Annotated in this window: 18 protein-coding genes; 17 read left to right on the plus strand and 1 reads right to left on the minus strand. The window is 37.9% G+C overall.

Features of this window, described 5'->3' with window-relative positions:
* Window positions 1-172 precede the first annotated feature (172 nt).
* On the plus strand, window positions 173-823 hold the full coding sequence (gene sfsA / locus E7276_RS14015) for a DNA/RNA nuclease SfsA (protein WP_294218919.1): 651 nt from the start codon (window positions 173-175) through the stop codon (window positions 821-823).
* 82 nt (window positions 824-905) lie between these two features.
* On the opposite strand, the gene E7276_RS14020 is transcribed toward sfsA, so the two are convergent.
* Complete coding sequence (locus tag E7276_RS14020; protein WP_294218922.1) at window positions 906-1,547, minus strand: hypothetical protein; 642 nt, start codon at window positions 1,545-1,547, stop codon at window positions 906-908.
* Window positions 1,548-1,711: 164 nt separating this feature from the next.
* Here E7276_RS14020 and E7276_RS14025 point away from each other — a divergent pair, with 164 nt between their 5' ends.
* The 16 genes from E7276_RS14025 to rpsI all read left to right on the plus strand — a co-directional run bounded on the left by E7276_RS14025 (window position 1,712) and on the right by rpsI (window position 16,775).
* Entirely contained in the window at window positions 1,712-3,418 is a 1,707-nt protein-coding gene (locus E7276_RS14025; protein ID WP_294218925.1) for a VanW family protein, read from the plus strand.
* A gap of 8 nt (window positions 3,419-3,426) precedes the next feature.
* Window positions 3,427-4,416 carry an AIR synthase family protein gene (locus tag E7276_RS14030; RefSeq protein WP_294218928.1) on the plus strand — a complete coding sequence of 330 codons (990 nt, stop codon included), beginning with the start codon at window positions 3,427-3,429 and terminating at the stop codon, window positions 4,414-4,416.
* A 200-nt stretch (window positions 4,417-4,616) separates the two neighbouring features.
* Window positions 4,617-5,099 carry an Lrp/AsnC family transcriptional regulator gene (locus E7276_RS14035; RefSeq protein ID WP_294218930.1) on the plus strand — a complete coding sequence of 161 codons (483 nt, stop codon included), beginning with the start codon at window positions 4,617-4,619 and terminating at the stop codon, window positions 5,097-5,099.
* Window positions 5,096-6,268: a pyridoxal phosphate-dependent aminotransferase gene (locus tag E7276_RS14040; RefSeq protein WP_294218933.1), complete on the plus strand. Its 1,173-nt coding sequence runs from the start codon at window positions 5,096-5,098 to the stop codon at window positions 6,266-6,268. The genes E7276_RS14035 and E7276_RS14040 overlap by 4 nt, the downstream gene beginning before the upstream one ends.
* 117 nt (window positions 6,269-6,385) lie before the next feature.
* Window positions 6,386-6,883, plus strand: a complete 498-nt coding sequence (gene trmL, locus E7276_RS14045) for a tRNA (uridine(34)/cytosine(34)/5-carboxymethylaminomethyluridine(34)-2'-O)-methyltransferase TrmL (RefSeq protein WP_294218936.1) — start codon at window positions 6,386-6,388, stop codon at window positions 6,881-6,883.
* Between the two features lie 9 nt (window positions 6,884-6,892).
* Window positions 6,893-8,662, plus strand: coding sequence for an energy-coupling factor transporter ATPase (locus E7276_RS14050; protein ID WP_294218939.1), 1,770 nt, complete (start codon window positions 6,893-6,895; stop codon window positions 8,660-8,662).
* Complete coding sequence (locus tag E7276_RS14055; RefSeq protein WP_294218942.1) at window positions 8,647-9,447, plus strand: energy-coupling factor transporter transmembrane component T family protein; 801 nt, start codon at window positions 8,647-8,649, stop codon at window positions 9,445-9,447. Before E7276_RS14050 ends, E7276_RS14055 begins: the two co-directional genes overlap by 16 nt.
* Window position 9,448: 1 nt before the next feature.
* Window positions 9,449-10,186 carry a tRNA pseudouridine(38-40) synthase TruA gene (truA, locus tag E7276_RS14060; protein WP_294218946.1) on the plus strand — a complete coding sequence of 246 codons (738 nt, stop codon included), beginning with the start codon at window positions 9,449-9,451 and terminating at the stop codon, window positions 10,184-10,186.
* Window positions 10,187-10,274: 88 nt separating this feature from the next.
* Entirely contained in the window at window positions 10,275-10,739 is a 465-nt protein-coding gene (locus E7276_RS14065) for a hypothetical protein (RefSeq protein WP_294218949.1), read from the plus strand.
* Window positions 10,733-11,029: a type II toxin-antitoxin system PemK/MazF family toxin gene (locus E7276_RS14070; protein ID WP_294218953.1), complete on the plus strand. Its 297-nt coding sequence runs from the start codon at window positions 10,733-10,735 to the stop codon at window positions 11,027-11,029. The genes E7276_RS14065 and E7276_RS14070 overlap by 7 nt, the downstream gene beginning before the upstream one ends.
* 170 nt (window positions 11,030-11,199) lie before the next feature.
* Window positions 11,200-12,045, plus strand: coding sequence for a hypothetical protein (locus E7276_RS14075; RefSeq protein WP_294218955.1), 846 nt, complete (start codon window positions 11,200-11,202; stop codon window positions 12,043-12,045).
* Window positions 12,046-12,304: 259 nt separating this feature from the next.
* On the plus strand, window positions 12,305-12,745 hold the full coding sequence (locus E7276_RS14080; protein WP_294218958.1) for a hypothetical protein: 441 nt from the start codon (window positions 12,305-12,307) through the stop codon (window positions 12,743-12,745).
* 141 nt (window positions 12,746-12,886) lie between these two features.
* Entirely contained in the window at window positions 12,887-13,294 is a 408-nt protein-coding gene (locus tag E7276_RS14085) for a hypothetical protein (RefSeq protein ID WP_294218960.1), read from the plus strand.
* A 93-nt stretch (window positions 13,295-13,387) separates the two neighbouring features.
* Window positions 13,388-15,742, plus strand: a complete 2,355-nt coding sequence (locus E7276_RS14090) for a hypothetical protein (protein ID WP_294218963.1) — start codon at window positions 13,388-13,390, stop codon at window positions 15,740-15,742.
* A gap of 195 nt (window positions 15,743-15,937) precedes the next feature.
* Window positions 15,938-16,366 carry a 50S ribosomal protein L13 gene (gene rplM / locus E7276_RS14095; protein WP_015550823.1) on the plus strand — a complete coding sequence of 143 codons (429 nt, stop codon included), beginning with the start codon at window positions 15,938-15,940 and terminating at the stop codon, window positions 16,364-16,366.
* 13 nt (window positions 16,367-16,379) lie between these two features.
* A complete protein-coding gene (gene rpsI, locus E7276_RS14100) occupies window positions 16,380-16,775 on the plus strand; it encodes a 30S ribosomal protein S9 (protein ID WP_090300514.1) in 396 nt (131 codons plus the stop codon).
* The last annotated feature ends 334 nt before the right edge of the window (window positions 16,776-17,109 follow it).

Here is a 17,109-nt window from a genome sequence, read left to right on the forward strand (position 1 = left end):
TTTTTTATAAAAGAGGAGTGAAATCCGAAGATTTCACTCCTTACCTTTTTAGGGGAGTTTTTTAACAGCCCCTTTTATATTATTTCTACGCAGTCCCATTTGTCGCAGACAAATCATAAATGACTGCGTCTTCCCGTATTTTTAAATAGAGAGAATATAGTATAATCGTGGTATGAAATATAAGAGGATTGAACAAGCAAAATTTATATCGAGGCCAAATAGGTTTATAGCAAAGGTTATGGTAGATGGACGGGAGGAGACTGTCCATGTTAAAAACACAGGAAGATGCAAAGAGCTATTATTGCCAGATGCTACGGTTTATTTGGAAAAAACGGATAATCCAAATAGAAAGACATTATATGATTTGGTGGCCGTAGATACTGAGATAGGAATTATTAATATTGATTCACAGGCGCCAAATGCAGTTGTGAAAGAATGGCTTCAAACTAAGGATTATTCGAAGGTCGTTCCTGAATATAAATACGGAAATTCTAGAATTGATTTTTATATGGAAAAAGGTGACGACAGATATTTAATGGAAGTCAAAGGCTGCACCCTCATAGAAGATGGTATAGGCTATTTTCCGGATGCTCCTACAGAACGAGGCGTGAAGCATTTACGTGAGTTGACAGGAGCCGTAAAACAGGGATACAAGGCGAGGATAGCTTTTGTAATTCAGGTAAATGGAGTATCTCAGGTTCGTCCAAATGTTAAAATACACCCTGAGTTTGGGGTAGCATTAAATGAAGCTATTGAGGCTGGGGTAGAGGTGTTGTACTTAAAATGTAATGTGACAGAAGATGAAATCTATATAATAGAATAATTATTATAAGAAAATCCCAGAGCAGTAAGCCTGGGATTTATGACTTCGTCCGGTTCTTGTTTTTCTGATGAAAAACAAAAACCTAGAGTTTCATGTCGACAACCTGATCTCCGGTGGAAATCTTGGTTTTAGATTCAATTTTAGAAAGAATGGCATTTTTTAATAATAGGTTACTTTTTTGAACGTTCTGACGCAGGAAAACTATTTTTTGCTCCATTCCATACTCTTCATAGCAGGAAGCTAAAAGCGTGTAGGATTCGCTGATATCTGTGCCTACGCCAACGGCAAACTCTAGGACTGTAATAACATCATCAATTCTGCCAACAGCATATAGCTCTTTTGCGTAGCTATTTAACAATACACAAACTCTGTCAAAATCATCGCCAATTTGGCTCATTAGTTCAAAGTTTGGTACACCGTATTCTAATTTTAAGTCGGTGTTACTTTTTCCTATTAGATTTAAAAGCTTGTGAGTAGACAATTCTTTTAGTTCATTTTCGATTTCTAATACTTTTTTGTCATCACTAAAATTTAATGGAAATTTTTCCATTGGAATGGTAATATATCTTAGATTTGATATATCTTTTGCAGGTGTAATGTTAGCTTGACGTTCTTTTGCCCAAAAGTCTTCTTCTTGTTTCTTTTGGTTAGCATCCAAGGCTTTCAATCTAACAGTTATTACAACTAAAAAGATTAGAAAAAAAGGTAAAATTGGGAAGCCCATTGGTTCTCCTTTGTATTATAATAGTGAGGTTGATAATTATGAGAAGAAATAAAAAACATCAAATTATTGCAGGAGCAGTATTAGTAGTGGTTGTTGTATGTATGCTCTTCACTACAATTGCTGCAGCTATATTATAATTATAATATATTTTATTAGAGGTTGTTATGAAAAAATCAAAAATACTATTGCTTATATCAATGTTAATGTGTAATTACCTCGTAGCTTGGGAGGGGCCTATTACAGTTTATGCCACAGAGGAAATTTCAGACCAGGAGATTTCTGATGAAGAGGCCGAGGCAGGAGCAGAAGAAGTAGTCGTAGACGATAGAGAGATTCCAGCTGGTATTACCATTGGAGGCATAGATGTATCAGGCAAAACTGTTACTGAGGCAAATGAATTAATAGCAGAATATTTCTCTAAATATGACGATGTTTTATTTACTCTTAATGCTAATGACCAGAGTTTTACAGCCACTGGCAAGGATTTATGCATAGGAGCTAAAAATTCAGATGTAGCTGTTAAGGCTGCCACATATGGCACATATGGAAATTATGCCGAGAGATTCAAGGCTGTAAAGGATATCGAAGAAGGACGCACAAAGGATTTTGCTTTATCAATTGGCGTTAATAGAACAGGACTTGAGGCATATTTGAATACAGCATCAGCTCAGGTTAATGATGAAGCTAGCGATGACTACCTTACTAGGGAAAATGGTGAGTTTGTATTCCATGAGGGTACTTCAGGTGTAGTTGTTCAAATTGAAAAATCTGCAGACCTTCTCGAGAATTATATTGAAAATGAGTGGGATGGAAATGATGCATCTGTTGATCTTATCACAGAGGTTAAGGAACCACGTGGAAGCAAGGAAGAATTGGCAGAGATTACTGATTTATTAGGTTCTTTCAGCACAGACTATAGTTCATCGTCTGCAGCTCGTAAAAATAACGTAGCTAATGGTGTTGGATTTATTAATGGAACTATTCTTTATCCAGGTGATGAGTTCTCAGTTTTAAATACAATTACACCATTTACTGCTGAGAATGGATATCAGTTGGCAGGTTCATATGAGAATGGTACTACAGTTGAGACTTACGGTGGCGGTATTTGCCAGGTTTCGACAACATTCTATGGAGCAGTTAGAGAGGCAGAGCTTGAAGTTGTTACACGTTCTAGCCATTCTATGATTGTCTCATATGTTCCACCATCACAGGATGCTGCGATTTCAGAATCTGGCGGCAAAGACTTCCAGATTAGAAACAACAAGAATTATCCAATTTATATAGAAGGATATTGCGATGGCAGCAATGCCTACTTCAATATATATGGTAAGGAAGAGGATGATGCAGGCCATTCGGTAGAATATGAGTCAGAGATAACTGCAGTTACAGTTCAGAATACAACATGGGTTGCAGACCCTAATGTACCACTTGGTAAGCTTACAACAACTGTAAGTGGTCATACTGGATACACTGCAAAATTATGGAAGATTGTTTACGAGAATGGTGAAGAAGTAAGCCGTACCGTATACAACAATAGTAAATACAATCCATCAAATCGTACTGTTACTGTAGGAATAGCTTCAGAGGATCCAAACTTGTCTGCAGCTATGCTCCAGGCAGTAGCCACACAGGATGTTAATACTATCGCAAATGCAGTAGCTACATATGCTCCTGGAGTTGCAAATAGTACACCATACATTATTACACCTAAGTATTCAGTTACAAATCCTACTACAACTGAGACTACTACTGACACAACTACAGATACGACAACTACCACAGACACTACAACTGAAACCACTACTGAGACAGCACCGGAGGTTACTACAGACGGAACCGAGGGAGTGGTTACAGACAACTCAGATATTTAGGACATAATATGGAAATCGGAAAATTACCTGAGAGCGTATTAAAACGTTCAGTTATCAAACAATTACATGTTAAACGACCAGAGGTTGGAAGCGGACCAAGCATAGGTGAAGACTGCGCAACAGTTCAGTTGGCACCTGATGAGGAGATGGTTTTATCTACAGATCCTATCACAGGTACTGCTTCTGATATTGGTGAGCTTGCAGTTACTATATCTGTAAATGATTTGGCATCTGCAGGTGCCGAGCCAATTGGTATTTTGCTAACAGTTCTTTTGACACCACGAATGAGGGAGGCAAAGCTCAAAGGAATAATGGAACAGGTGGATGCAGCATGTAGACGCTACAACGTTCAAGTAATTGGCGGCCACACAGAGGTTACTGAGGCAGTCAACCAGCCACTTATTTCTGTTACAGCAGTTGGTAAGGTGAAAAAGGGGCAGATGGTATCTACTGGTGGAGCAAAACCAGGAATGGACCTTGTTCTTACAAAGTGGATCGGCCTTGAGGGAACCTCTATTATTGCAAAGGATCATCAAGATGAGCTTTTGACAAAGCTACCAAAATCTCTTGTTGAGACAGCACAGAAGTTTGATCAGTACCTTAGCGTATTACCTGAGAGTAGGATTGCTGTTGAACATGGCGTTGCAGCAATGCATGATGTTACCGAGGGCGGAATATTTGGTGCTCTTTGGGAAATGGGAGAAGCATCAGGAGTAGGCCTAGATGTTGATTTGAAATCTATACCTGTAAAACAGGAGACTATAGAGGTTTGCGAATATTTTGGAATCAATCCTTATGAGTTAATTTCTTCAGGGTCCATGTTAATCGCAACAGAGGATGGCAATGGTTTAGTTAGAAAACTTGCGGACGCGGGGGTAGCATCCGCCATTATCGGGAAGTCCAACTCTTCAAATGATCGTCGTATTTTAAGCGGCGATGAGGTGCGCTTCCTTGAGCCACCAAAAACTGACGCGCTATATGCGGTCAATTCGAACTGAATTAATTGTTTAAACTAAATTATTAGATGAGCCGAAATGAGTAGATTACAAGTGTTATCAATGAGCCCTTAAAGTGCCATCCCTACTTAGATGGTGCGTTAGCAGCATCTTATGTAGGGCAATGAGCACGACAAGAGCGAAAGCGTGGCGAATGATAATACTTGGAAGCTACGAATATAGGCGGATTAGGGGTGATTAAGATGAGAGAAAAAATTTTAACTTACATAGAACATAACAGCAGAATTGACTTAGCTGATCTTGCTATGATGCTTGGCACAGATGAGGCAACTATTGTAAATGAGCTAGAGGCTATGGAAAATGAGCATGTAATTTGTGGCTATCCTACACTTATCAATTGGGAGAAGGCTAGTGTAGAGAAGGTTTCTGCACTTATTGAAGTACGTGTTACTCCTCAGAGAGGAATGGGTTTTGATAAGGTGGCAGAGCGCATTTACAACTATCCAGAGGTTGATGCTGTTTATCTTATCTCAGGAAGCTATGACTTTATGGTTTCCATCGAGGGACATACTTTAAGAGAGGTTGCTGATTTTGTTTCAGCAAAGCTTTCTCCACTTGATTCAGTGCTTTCAACACAGACAAACTTTGTACTTAAAAAGTACAAGGATCATGGCATCATTATGGCTGAGAAGCATGTTGATGAGAGGGAGAAGGTGAGCCTATGAGAAACCCTCTAAATAAAACAATTACAGAAATTAAGCCATCAGGCATTAGAAAATTTTTCGACATCGTAGCTGAAATGCCAGAGGCTATTTCACTTGGTGTTGGTGAACCAGATTTTGATACACCTTGGAAGGTAAGAGATGAGGCAATCTATTCGCTAGAGAGAGGCCGCACCTTTTATACTTCAAACTCAGGTCTAAAGGAACTTAGAATAGAAATCGCAAATTTCTTAAGGAGACATTATGATTTAGAGTACAATCCTCTTACAGAAATGCTTATGACTGTTGGTGGATCAGAGGGTATTGATGTAGCCCTTCGTGCAATGCTAGATCCAGGGGATGAGGTACTTATTCCTCAGCCTTCATATGTTTCCTATGAGCCATGTGCTATTTTGGCTGGCGGTACACCAGTACCTATTGCTCTTAAGGAAGAGAATGATTTCAGACTTAAACCAGATGAGCTTGAGGCTGCAATCACTGACAAAACAAAAATACTTATTATGCCATTCCCTAACAATCCAACAGGAGCTGTTATGGAAAAGGCTGATTTAGAGCCTATTGTTGAAATCGTTAAAAAGCACGATTTGTTTGTTCTCACAGACGAAATCTATGGAGAACTTACATACACAGGACAGGGACATGTTTCTATTGCAAGCTTCCCAGGAATGAAAGAGCGTACAATCTATATTAACGGTTTTTCAAAGAGCCATGCTATGACTGGATGGAGACTTGGCTATGTATGTGCCCCAGAGATTATTATCAAACAGATGACAAAGATTCATCAGTTTGCTATCATGTGCGCACCAACTACTAGCCAATACGCTGCAGTCACAGCTATTCGTGATTGTGATGATGATGTGGCAAATATGAGAGAAGAGTATAACGATAGACGTCGTTATCTTATTAATCGCTTTAAAAAGATGGGAATCAAATGCTTTGAGCCATTCGGTGCATTCTACATTTTCCCATCTATTGCAGAGTTTGGTATGTCATCAGAGGAATTCTGTACTCGACTTCTTCGAGAGAAAGAAGTTGCTGTTGTTCCAGGTACAGCTTTCGGAGATTCAGGTGAAGGCAATGTGCGTATCTCTTATGCATATTCTCTGGAGAATCTTAAGCGTGCAATGGACCGCATCGAAGAATTCATCGAAGAATTACGCAGCCAAGGCTAAGACAAAATCCTACGTTCACAATCATTAGATACTCTTTCAGTGACTAAAATGTCACTTTCAGAGTACTAATAGATTGTTAACTGGATTTTGAATATACTTTATAAAAGGAAATATACAATGTTAAATATCGTACTACATGAGCCCGAGATTCCTGCTAATACTGGGAACATAGGGCGGACATGCTGCGCAACTGGCACTAGACTTCATTTGATTGAGCCACTTGGATTTGTGCTGACAGATAAAACTGTAAAGCGTGCAGGCATGGATTACTGGGACAAATTAGAGGTCTTCAGATATGATGATTGGGACGACTTTAAAGCAAAGAATCCCGATGCAAAGGTCTACATGGCTACTACAAAGGCCAAAAAGGCACACACCCAGGTGAATTATGAGCCAGACTGCTACATAATGTTCGGCAAGGAGAGTGCAGGCATTCCTGAGGAAATCCTTGTAGACAATGAGGAGAATTGTGTTCGTATTCCTATGGGACATGATATTAGATCACTTAATTTATCAAACTCAGTGGCAATTGTATTATATGAGGCCCTGAGACAAAATGACTTCCTCGGATTAGAAACCGAGGGTAATTTACATAGACTCAACTGGAAGGAATAGTGGGTACCAATGTCAATTATTCGAGCAAAAGAATTAGTACATGAATATATTAGACGTGATGAAGAGGGCAATGTTGAAGCGATTCAAGTTGCTCTTGATCATGTCAATCTTAATGTGGAGCCAGGTCAGTTTATTTCTATTTTAGGACATAATGGCTCTGGTAAATCTACTTTCGCAAAGCATATCAATGCACTTCTAACTCCATCAGAGGGAACTCTTTTTGTTGATGGAATGAATACCTCTGATGATGAGTTTACATTTGCAGTCCGTCAGACTGCCGGTATGGTTTTCCAAAATCCAGACAACCAAATAATAGCTTCTGTAGTAGACGAGGATGTTGCTTTTGGACCTGAGAATATTGGAGTTCCTACAGAGGATATTGTTAAGAGAGTTGAAAAATCTCTCAAAATGGTAGGAATGTATAAATATAAGAGCCATTCTCCAAATAAGCTCTCTGGTGGTCAAAAACAGAGGGTTGCTATTGCTGGTGTAATGGCAATGGAGCCAAAGTGTATTATCTTAGATGAGCCAACAGCAATGCTGGATCCAGACGGTAGAAAGGATGTTTTGCAGGCTGTTCATACCCTAAATAAAGAAAAAGGCATTACTGTAATATTAATCACACATTACATGGAAGAGGTAGTAGACTCTGATTATGTATTTGTAATGGAAAAAGGAAAGGTTTTCATGGAGGGAAAACCTCGTGAAATATTCAAAGATGTTGAGCTATTAAAGGCTCATAGTCTTGATGTACCACAGGTAACTTTGCTTGCATATGAGCTTCGCAAGGCTGGCCTTCCACTTCCAGAGTGTGTTCTCACAAGAAAAGAATTAGTAGATGCAATTTTGCAGTACAATGCATCAAAAGCAATGGAACAACGTAAACCATGGGATAAAGCTTTTGAGCCACAGCAACAAACAGAGAAAAAGGATAATGTGCTTATCCTTGACCATGTTTCTTATAAATATAGTCCTAATACTGCGTATGAGATAAAGGCCCTTGATGATGTATGCCTTAACATCAGAGAAGGCGAATTTATTGGTATTATTGGTCATACAGGTAGTGGTAAGTCTACACTGGTCCAGCACCTTAATGGTTTGATTAAGGCTACTGACGGAACAATTTATTACCGCGGTCAGGATATATATGACAAGGATTTTGATATTAAGGAGTTGCGTACTCAGGTAGGTATGGTATTCCAATATCCAGAACATCAGCTTTTTGAAACAACTGTTTTCAAGGATGTTCAGTTTGGACCAAAGAATCAAGGTTTGGATGAGAAGGAGCAGATAAAGAGAGCATACGAAGCTTTAGGATTAGTTGGACTTCCTGAGGAATTCTACCTCGCTTCGCCATTTGAGCTTTCTGGTGGACAAAAGAGAAGAGCTGCTATTGCAGGTGTTATTGCAATGAAACCAGCTGTTCTTATTCTTGATGAGCCAACAGCTGGCCTTGATCCAAAGGGCCGTGATGATATTTTAGGGCTCATTGCAGATATGCATAAGAAACGTGGAGATACTGTAATTTTGGTATCACATTCAATGGAAGATGTGGCAAATTATGTTGATAGAATCATCGTAATGGATGCAGGAAAACCAGCATTTGATGGTACACCTAAGGAAGTCTTCGCTCATTATAAAGAGTTGGAGAAAATGGGACTTGCTGCACCACAGGTTACTTACGTTATGAACGATTTGAAGGATGCAGGTCTTGATGTTTCTACAGATGCTACTACAGTTGATGAGGCGAGGGAAGAAATTCTATGTTACGTGAAATAACTTTAGGACAATATTATCCAGCAAAGTCAGTGCTTCACTCATTGGATCCACGAGTAAAGCTTTTTTCTACGTTGGTATTTATAATAACTTTATTTGCTGCAAACAATGTGGTTTTATTTGCAGTTGTTTTGCTTACATTGTTTGGAATTATAAAAATGAGTCATGTTCCATTTTCATTTATGATTAAGGGATTGCGTTCAATTATCGTACTGCTTATAATAGCTGGACTTTTCAATTTATTTTTGACACCAGGAAAGACATTGGCTTCATTTTGGATTTTTACAATATCTGATGTTGGTCTCAAAAATGCTGTATTAATGACTAGCAGAATGGTGTTATTAATTATTGGCACTTCAATAATGACTTTAACAACTACACCTAATCAGCTTACAGATGGTCTAGAAAAGTCATTGGGCTTTTTGAAAAAGGTTGGAGCACCAGTACATGAAATATCTATGATGATGTCTATTGCCCTCAGATTTATCCCTATCCTTATTGAAGAGACTGATAAAATTATGAAGGCTCAGATGGCAAGAGGTGCTGATTTCGAAACCGGTGGACTTATTAAAAAGGCAAAGAATATGGTTCCACTTTTGGTGCCTTTGTTTGTATCTGCATTCCGTCGCGCTAACGATTTATCTTTTGCAATGGAAGCAAGATGTTATAATGGTGGTGAGGGACGCACAAAAATGAGACCACTGAAGTATTCCTCTTTGGATCAAAGAGCTTATATTTGCGTGTTCACATACATAATTGTATTTTTTGTAGCAAAGGGACTTTTATAATATGCGAGTAATGATAGTAGTTGCCTATGATGGCAGCGGATATAGTGGCTGGCAAATCCAGCCTAACGGAGTAACAATCGAACAAAAGCTTAATGAGGCTCTTACAGATTTATTGCAAGAGCCTATTTCTATTATGGGAGCTAGCCGTACAGATGCTGGCGTACATTCTTTAGGAAATGTTGCGGTTTTTGATACTAATTCTAGAATGCCAGCTGATAAAATCAGCTTTGCTTTGAATCAGAGATTACCAGATGACATTGTGGTTCAGTATTCTTGCCAGGTTGAGGATGATTTCCATCCTAGATATACACCTTGCCGCAAAACCTACGAATACAAGATATTAAACCGCAAGATGCCAGACCCTACAAAGCGTAAGGACACATTCCACTATTATTATGATTTGGACGTGGAGAAAATGAATGAGGCAGCTGCTTATTTAATTGGTCAGCATGACTTTACTTCATTTTCATCGGTAAAAGCACAGGTTAAATCCCGCGTTCGTACAATATATACGGCAAAGGTTTACAAGGAAGACGATGTAATCCACATCCGTCTTACTGGAGATGGCTTCCTCTACAACATGGTCCGTATTATTGCAGGTACACTTATCAAGGTAGGCGCTGGTGAGATGGAGCCTATGTATATGTTAGAGATTTTCCGTGGTCGCAACCGCGAGCTTGCAGGCCCTACCGCACCAGCCCATGGACTTACCATGATTGGAATTGAATATGAAGAATAATACTAGCCCTTGGCTCTCAAAGAGCCATGGGTATTTTTCTTGACAACAATACGAGATAACCGTATTATTTATACGAGGAGATACGGAAATGAAAACTGTAGACGAGAATAAAAAGAAAAAAATATCAATCAATATATGTTACTTACTTGAGGTTGAAGATAAATCTAGAAAAAAAGTATGTGAAGACCTTGATTTCAAGTATACTACTTTTTGCGATTGGGTTAACGGAAAGACTGCACCTGGATATCATGTTCTAGAAAGACTTGGGGAATATTTTAATGTGGAGCCTTGGGTATTTTATGAGGATGTAGAGGTTATGAAAAGGGAAAGAGCTAAGCGTCTTGGAAAATATGCTACGGGTTTAAGTGAGGGAAAATTATTAGATATGGATGTAATTGAAAAACTTAGTGATGAGCAAATTAGGGAATTGTTGGCGTCTGGTTTTAGATTTAGACATAGGACATTAGAGGAGTATATAGAACTTTCGGGTAAGCCTCTTCAACCAACAGCTGAATTTGATTGGGGAAAACCGGTAGGTAGAGAATTATGGTAGAACAGGGAGATATTATTAAAATTGAAGGAATAGGTCATATGGCTTTGGTTATTAGTAAAGGCTCATATAATGAGTCTGGTATGGCTGTGGTCTGTCCTATGACAAATAAAAAAACAGGTTCAACTTTCGAAGTTGAAATTAGCGTTGATGATGTGGCTATGTATGTTGCTAGTGATGCAGTAAGACAAATCGATGTTGAAAGCAGAAGTTATCGTAAGGTTGGACGTGTACCGTACCGTAAGTTGATTTATGTAATAGATATGGCACAGTCTGTAATGGATTATTTTTAGAAGCTAAATATGTATAGTGCAGTAGTAAATACAACCTATAAAACCCTTGGCTCTCCGAACTAAGGGTTTTTTTATGCCACAGAATATTTATAAATAGTTACAAAAACGCCACTTGACTAAATATATATACATTATATAATTTATCTATACGAAAGGTAGGTAACAATTATATGAAAAAGTTTTTATCAAAAGTATTAACACTCGCTCTAGTATGTGCAATTGTTGTGACAGGTACATCAATCACATCTGAAGCAAAGGCCGCAACTACAACTTATAGCAGCAATGCTATAATAAATGATTTTGTAGCAACAGCTATTAAGTCTAACGGTTTAGTTATTGGCGGAAAGTCATATAATTCACAAGAAGCAATCACTTTAGCTTATGCAGCAAACCCAGCTGTAACAACATCACCTATGTATTGGCAGCAGAGTGAAATTGTTCACGACGATGGTACAGTTACAGATATTGGTTATTTATGCTGGGGTTTTTATTTATATGCTGATGGTTCAACAGGTCTTAATACCGGCAATATTAATTCAGAGGGTATTTATGGTTTAGATATGACTGAGCCAGAATTGGGCTACAATTTCTTTGATGACGGCGCAAGACTTAGCACTAATGGTGTATGGCATACAGACACATTTATAGCGAATGGTATTAACGCTCAGTATATCTGTGCTTGGATGCAGTCACGCGGACTTAATACAGCGTCTGATATTTATAACTATCTTGTCGCTAATGGTGCCACATTTACAGTAAACACAGGTGTTATCTATGGTGGCGATGGCACTGACCCAGAGCAACACTTTGTTTGTGTTCAGTGTCCAAATTTATATTATGACATTAACACCACGGATGGTAGTTCAAGTATTTCGTATGATAACGACAATTTATCAGGTGTCAATGTGTTTGAAATTTCTTCTGGAACAGGTGCTATTACCATTTCTAACGTTGTTGATTCTCAAATATTCGAGGATGTTCCTGTAACTGATTTTTACAGCGATATTCAGCACTAATAACAAAACTGAAAAGACGGGCCCGATACCAAGTGATATGTACCCTCTTTACTGGACAATTCATCAAGGGTATTTTTATGTCTAAAAATACTCGAAACGTTATAAAAATCCAGCTTGACATTATATATATAATGTTTTTTGCAAATTTAAAGAACTCTAAGTGTGTGAAGAGTAAGTTGGAAAATGATATATGGAGGTACTAAACAAAGTGGATAAGATTAAGTATTATTTAAGCGCATAATGGAATAAAACGATTGATGTGTTTGCAATTATTATGCTATTATGCTTTCCTTTACCAGTCATTTTACTAGGAATAGGTGGTTTGATTGATGGTTCGATGGGGCCAAAGGAAAGTTTATTGGTGTTACTACTTGGATTATTGATGCTTCTCGGAACAAGTATTTATGCGTATTTTAAGTTATTAAAACCATGGCGTTGCCCAAGTTGCAAAAAGTTCTTTGCTATTAAAGGTAATGGTATTGATGAGCTTGAGGCAGATGAATTTTTTGTTAATGAAACATCCCATTCTGTTAAGACTTCTAAGGTTGAAACAGGATTGGGTACTTTCAAGGTTGAGACACCTGAAAGTCATACTGAGCAGGTTAAATATACCCAAAGAAATTATCAAAAAAAATATATTTGTAAATACTGTGGTGAGGAATTCTATAAAACATTTTCAGGGGCTAGGATGCGAGGATAAGAATAATATGGGTAAAAGATTAATATAAATCAAGATAGAAGAATTGAAATGGTTTTTACGGATAGGATTTATAATAAGCACGTGATAGTTTAAATCATTTTGGTGTTAATTCATCAAGGATTTTTTTATGAGAGGTGAACTATGAAAAAGAAATTAGGATTATTATTAGCTTTAGCAATGGGAGTGATGATTGCAGTTACAGGCTGTGGTAAAGAAAAGCTAGACATGAATGACTATATAAAATGCGATTACTCAGAAGATGGGACGATTATTTCGACGACCGTGTTGGAAGATGGCTTTTATCTTATGTTAGGAGCGATAACTAATGATCCCCAATTGCAATATAATGAAGAAGTTCAAGTAGTTGCTACTGATATATTTGCTGAGGTATGTGATGGAACTTACGATAAGTCAGTAGGATTGAGCAATGGAGATGAAATAGAGTATCATTGGGAAATATCTGAAGACAATATTAAAAAGTTTGAATCACTTACGGGTGTGAAAATAAAGCAATCTGGTAGCAAGAAAATAACAGTTTGGTTGGATTAAATTAATGATAATATTGACTGCACAAATTACATGGCATAATGGATTTGTGCAGTTTTTTTGATAGTATCTTTCTTTGGTTAGGAGAGAAGATAGATGAAAAAGTTTTTTAAAGCAATAATAGCTATAGTTCTTGTAATCTGCCTTGGCGTGGGTGGATTCTTTGGCTACAAGTTTTACAAGAACAAAAAGAATTCGAGTGAGAAGGCAGCTGAGCAGGAGGCGGAAAAAGTCGAAATTGAAGAAATAGAGTTTGTGCCTGTTTCAGAGGAGGATGCTTTATCAGAGGCTCAGTGGATGGAGCTTTTAAATACAGCTTTTGAATTCACTGATTATACAGAGTATAGCGATGACAAGATTAATGGTACATATGCAATAACGACAGGCTTTAGTAAGCTTGGCGGAGCCTGTACTGAATATTATTTAGATGGCAAAGAGAAGAATGATAAGAATTTAACTGCCATTGCTGTTGAAAGGGGATTGCTTGCAAAAGAATACCTTGATTCTTATATTGGGCAGGAACAGGCCGAAGAGCTTATAGAAAATCTAAAAACTCTTATGCAAGAGGATTATCACATTGAAAAAAATGAGGTAAACTTAGCTGGCGGTGTTGTAGATGGTCAGGGATGGTCGGTAGATTACTATAATCATGTGGAAAATGATGAAGCAGAAAATCCAGTTCAGGATGAGGTCATTGCTACAACAGGAGATTATGAGCCACAGGTAGATGATAAGATTGTTTATTTAGATGAATATGGCATCATGCATGGTGGGCAGATAATCGCCGTTCAATCTACGGACGATGGTAAGTATGATATTCTAACTGTTCCAGTAGAGACCCAGGAAGACTTAATTGATAACTATACAATTGCTGGTTATGTAGATTGGTCTAAAATCACAAACACTAATAGTGGAGATGTTGCATCTGCATTTACTGTATGTGATACCACCTCCGGTGATAATACCAGAAAAATATCAACTGATATGATAATTTCAGGCGAGTGTGGGACTGATGGTTTGGAGATTACATCATTTATAATTGAGAATCATGATTTTCTATCAGATGATGATACCCAGGAAGTTGATGATATCTTTGAAGATGATGATTTGCAGGAGGATGATGAAGAGGATTCAAATGAGGAGGATTCAAATGAGGAGAATTCAAGTGAGGAGGATTCAAGTGAGGAGGATTTCGAGGCTAGTCTGTCTAGTAATTTTAAAATCACATTAAGCGATGTGCAGATATATGCTTATGTTGAGGATGATGAAGAGGCATATTTTGATATAAGCTTTGATCCAAATGTAGTTTTAGATGGAATATCTGTTGGTGCAGAACTCCCTTTGCCTTCAATTCCTGTTGGGTTAGGCGTTTTGTCGGCAGAAATAAATACAACACTTATTGTTGACGCTGATATGGGAATTACAATTGAAATAGGTGCGGAAAATCCAGTTTCCATATCTACAAAAAATGACACTATAGGTGGATCTGTTAGAAGCAATGATAATTCTGTAGTTTGTAATATTGATGAGGGCAGATTAAAAGATATCAGTGTAGATGAATTTAGTATTTCTGGTGGTGTACAATTAGGTGTAGCTTTGAAGCTCTGTGAATTTATAAAGGTTGCAGAACCTAATATAACGACCAAAATGGTGGCAGTTGGAAAACAATTAGAAAAAGTAGAAGGATATGAAACGTCTTGCTATGAACTTAAGGTTGCTGGTCCTCTGCTAGAAATAAGTCTAACTTCAGAAGGAACACTTTTAGACTATTTCCTTACCAAAACGGATCTTCCTAGTACATGGTCACCAACTGATTTTAATGATGATAGTACTTTATTATTTTCAAAATATTATCATTTAGAGTTTTCGCCAACTAAAGTTCTAGAAGATGAAAATGGCAATGCCTCTGTATGTACTCATTATTCAAAAGATGAGGACCACTCATCAGATGAAAAGATTCAATTTAGCTATGGCTCGGATTATTCATATGATGAAGACGCAGATTATTTTATAGAAATAAATGGTGAGATATTTGGCTTTAAGTTTACAAATGAGGAATATGAACAACAGTATTTAGACTACCTTGATAATATTTCAAAAGAAGATATAATGGGCACAAATAGACAGTTTGGTGAATCGGATTATGTATTAAATACTGCTGACTACCTTCAATTGCCTTATGAAGAGATGAATAATTACAATATGATAATGCCAGACGAACTGTGTGTCATTCACGGTGATGATATATCAAATATTAGGATAGCTAGATTTATATCAAGTGCTTTTGGTGCGGATTATTTAAACAGTGGATATGTATATGGAGAAGTAGTTGGTAGCATTACATATGATGATACAAGCCGTTACGAAGATACATTACTTAATATTGGAAATAATTCATTTTCATTCAGAAGACCGTACAAAAACATGGAAAAAACACAAGAAGTAGAATAACCCTTTGCTTTATTGAGCAATGACCAATTTTATGGTTGACGAAAGTATAATCCTATTGTACAATGTCATGGTTGATGTAGTAAGGAGACTTGTGTCCATTAGCCCGGAGACAGGTTTTACTATAACATTCCTTGCAGGTGCCCGGACATCACCGGCTTGGGAGCTTTTTTAGATTTATTTAAGGAGGAATTCTCAATGAATACTTATATGCCAAACCCATCTCAGCTTGAGAGAAAATGGTATGTAGTTGACGCAGAAGGACAGACACTTGGTCGTCTTTGTGCAGAAGTTGCAAAGGTTTTAAGAGGTAAAAATAAGCCAGTCTTCACTCCACACGCTGATTGTGGTGACTATGTTATCGTAGTAAACGCAGAGAAGATTAAGGTTACAGGTAAGAAGCTTGATCAGAAGATCTATTATCATCACTCAGACTATGTTGGTGGTATGAAGGAGACAACTCTTCGTGAGATGCTCAACACACACCCTGACAGAGTTATCGAGCACGCTGTAAAGGGCATGCTTCCAAAGGGACCACTTGGTCGTCAGATGTACACAAAGCTTTTCGTTTACGCTGGACCAGATCATAAGCAGCAGGCTCAGAAGCCAGAAGTGCTTACATTTTAATAGGAGGTAGATCATGGCTAATACAACAAAGTATTATGGAACTGGTAGAAGAAAGTCTTCTGTAGCTAGAGTATATCTCGTACCTGGCACAGGCAAGATTACAATAAATAAGAGAGATATCGACGAGTACCTTGGTCTTGAGACATTAAAGGTAGTAGTTCGTCAGCCACTTGTAGCTACAGGTACTGTAGAGAAGTTTGACGTTATCGTTAACGTTAAGGGTGGCGGATACACTGGCCAGGCTGGTGCTATCAGACACGGTATCTCACGTGCACTCCTTGAGGTAGATGCTGAGTACAGACCTACACTTAAGGCAGCTGGATTCCTTACAAGAGATCCACGTATGAAGGAGCGTAAGAAGTACGGCTTAAAGGCTGCTCGTCGCGCACCACAGTTTTCAAAGAGATAAGGATTATCTGCAGAATTACAGATATTCAAAAGAGAGTCAGGGCAAATTTATTTGCCTCTGGCTCTTTTTTAATATCTGTATAATTCTATTGGAATGCAAGAAATGATGAGCGTGAAATGTGAAGCATTTCTGCGAATGCATTTCTTGATTCTGCGGATAATCCTTCATAATTTCTATGAGTTCAACTCTTATTTATGTCAGGAAAGGAAAATGATAAATCCCGTTTGTCGGGATAATATGGTCATTGATGGTTCGAATTATAGGCTGTTCCCCAATACTTTACCCTTTACGATGGTCTTTTCAAATAGTACCCTTGGAAAAAATCTGCTCCTAA

It is taken from the genome of Pseudobutyrivibrio sp. (assembly GCF_015057185.1).
Lineage (GTDB): Bacteria > Bacillota > Clostridia > Lachnospirales > Lachnospiraceae > Pseudobutyrivibrio.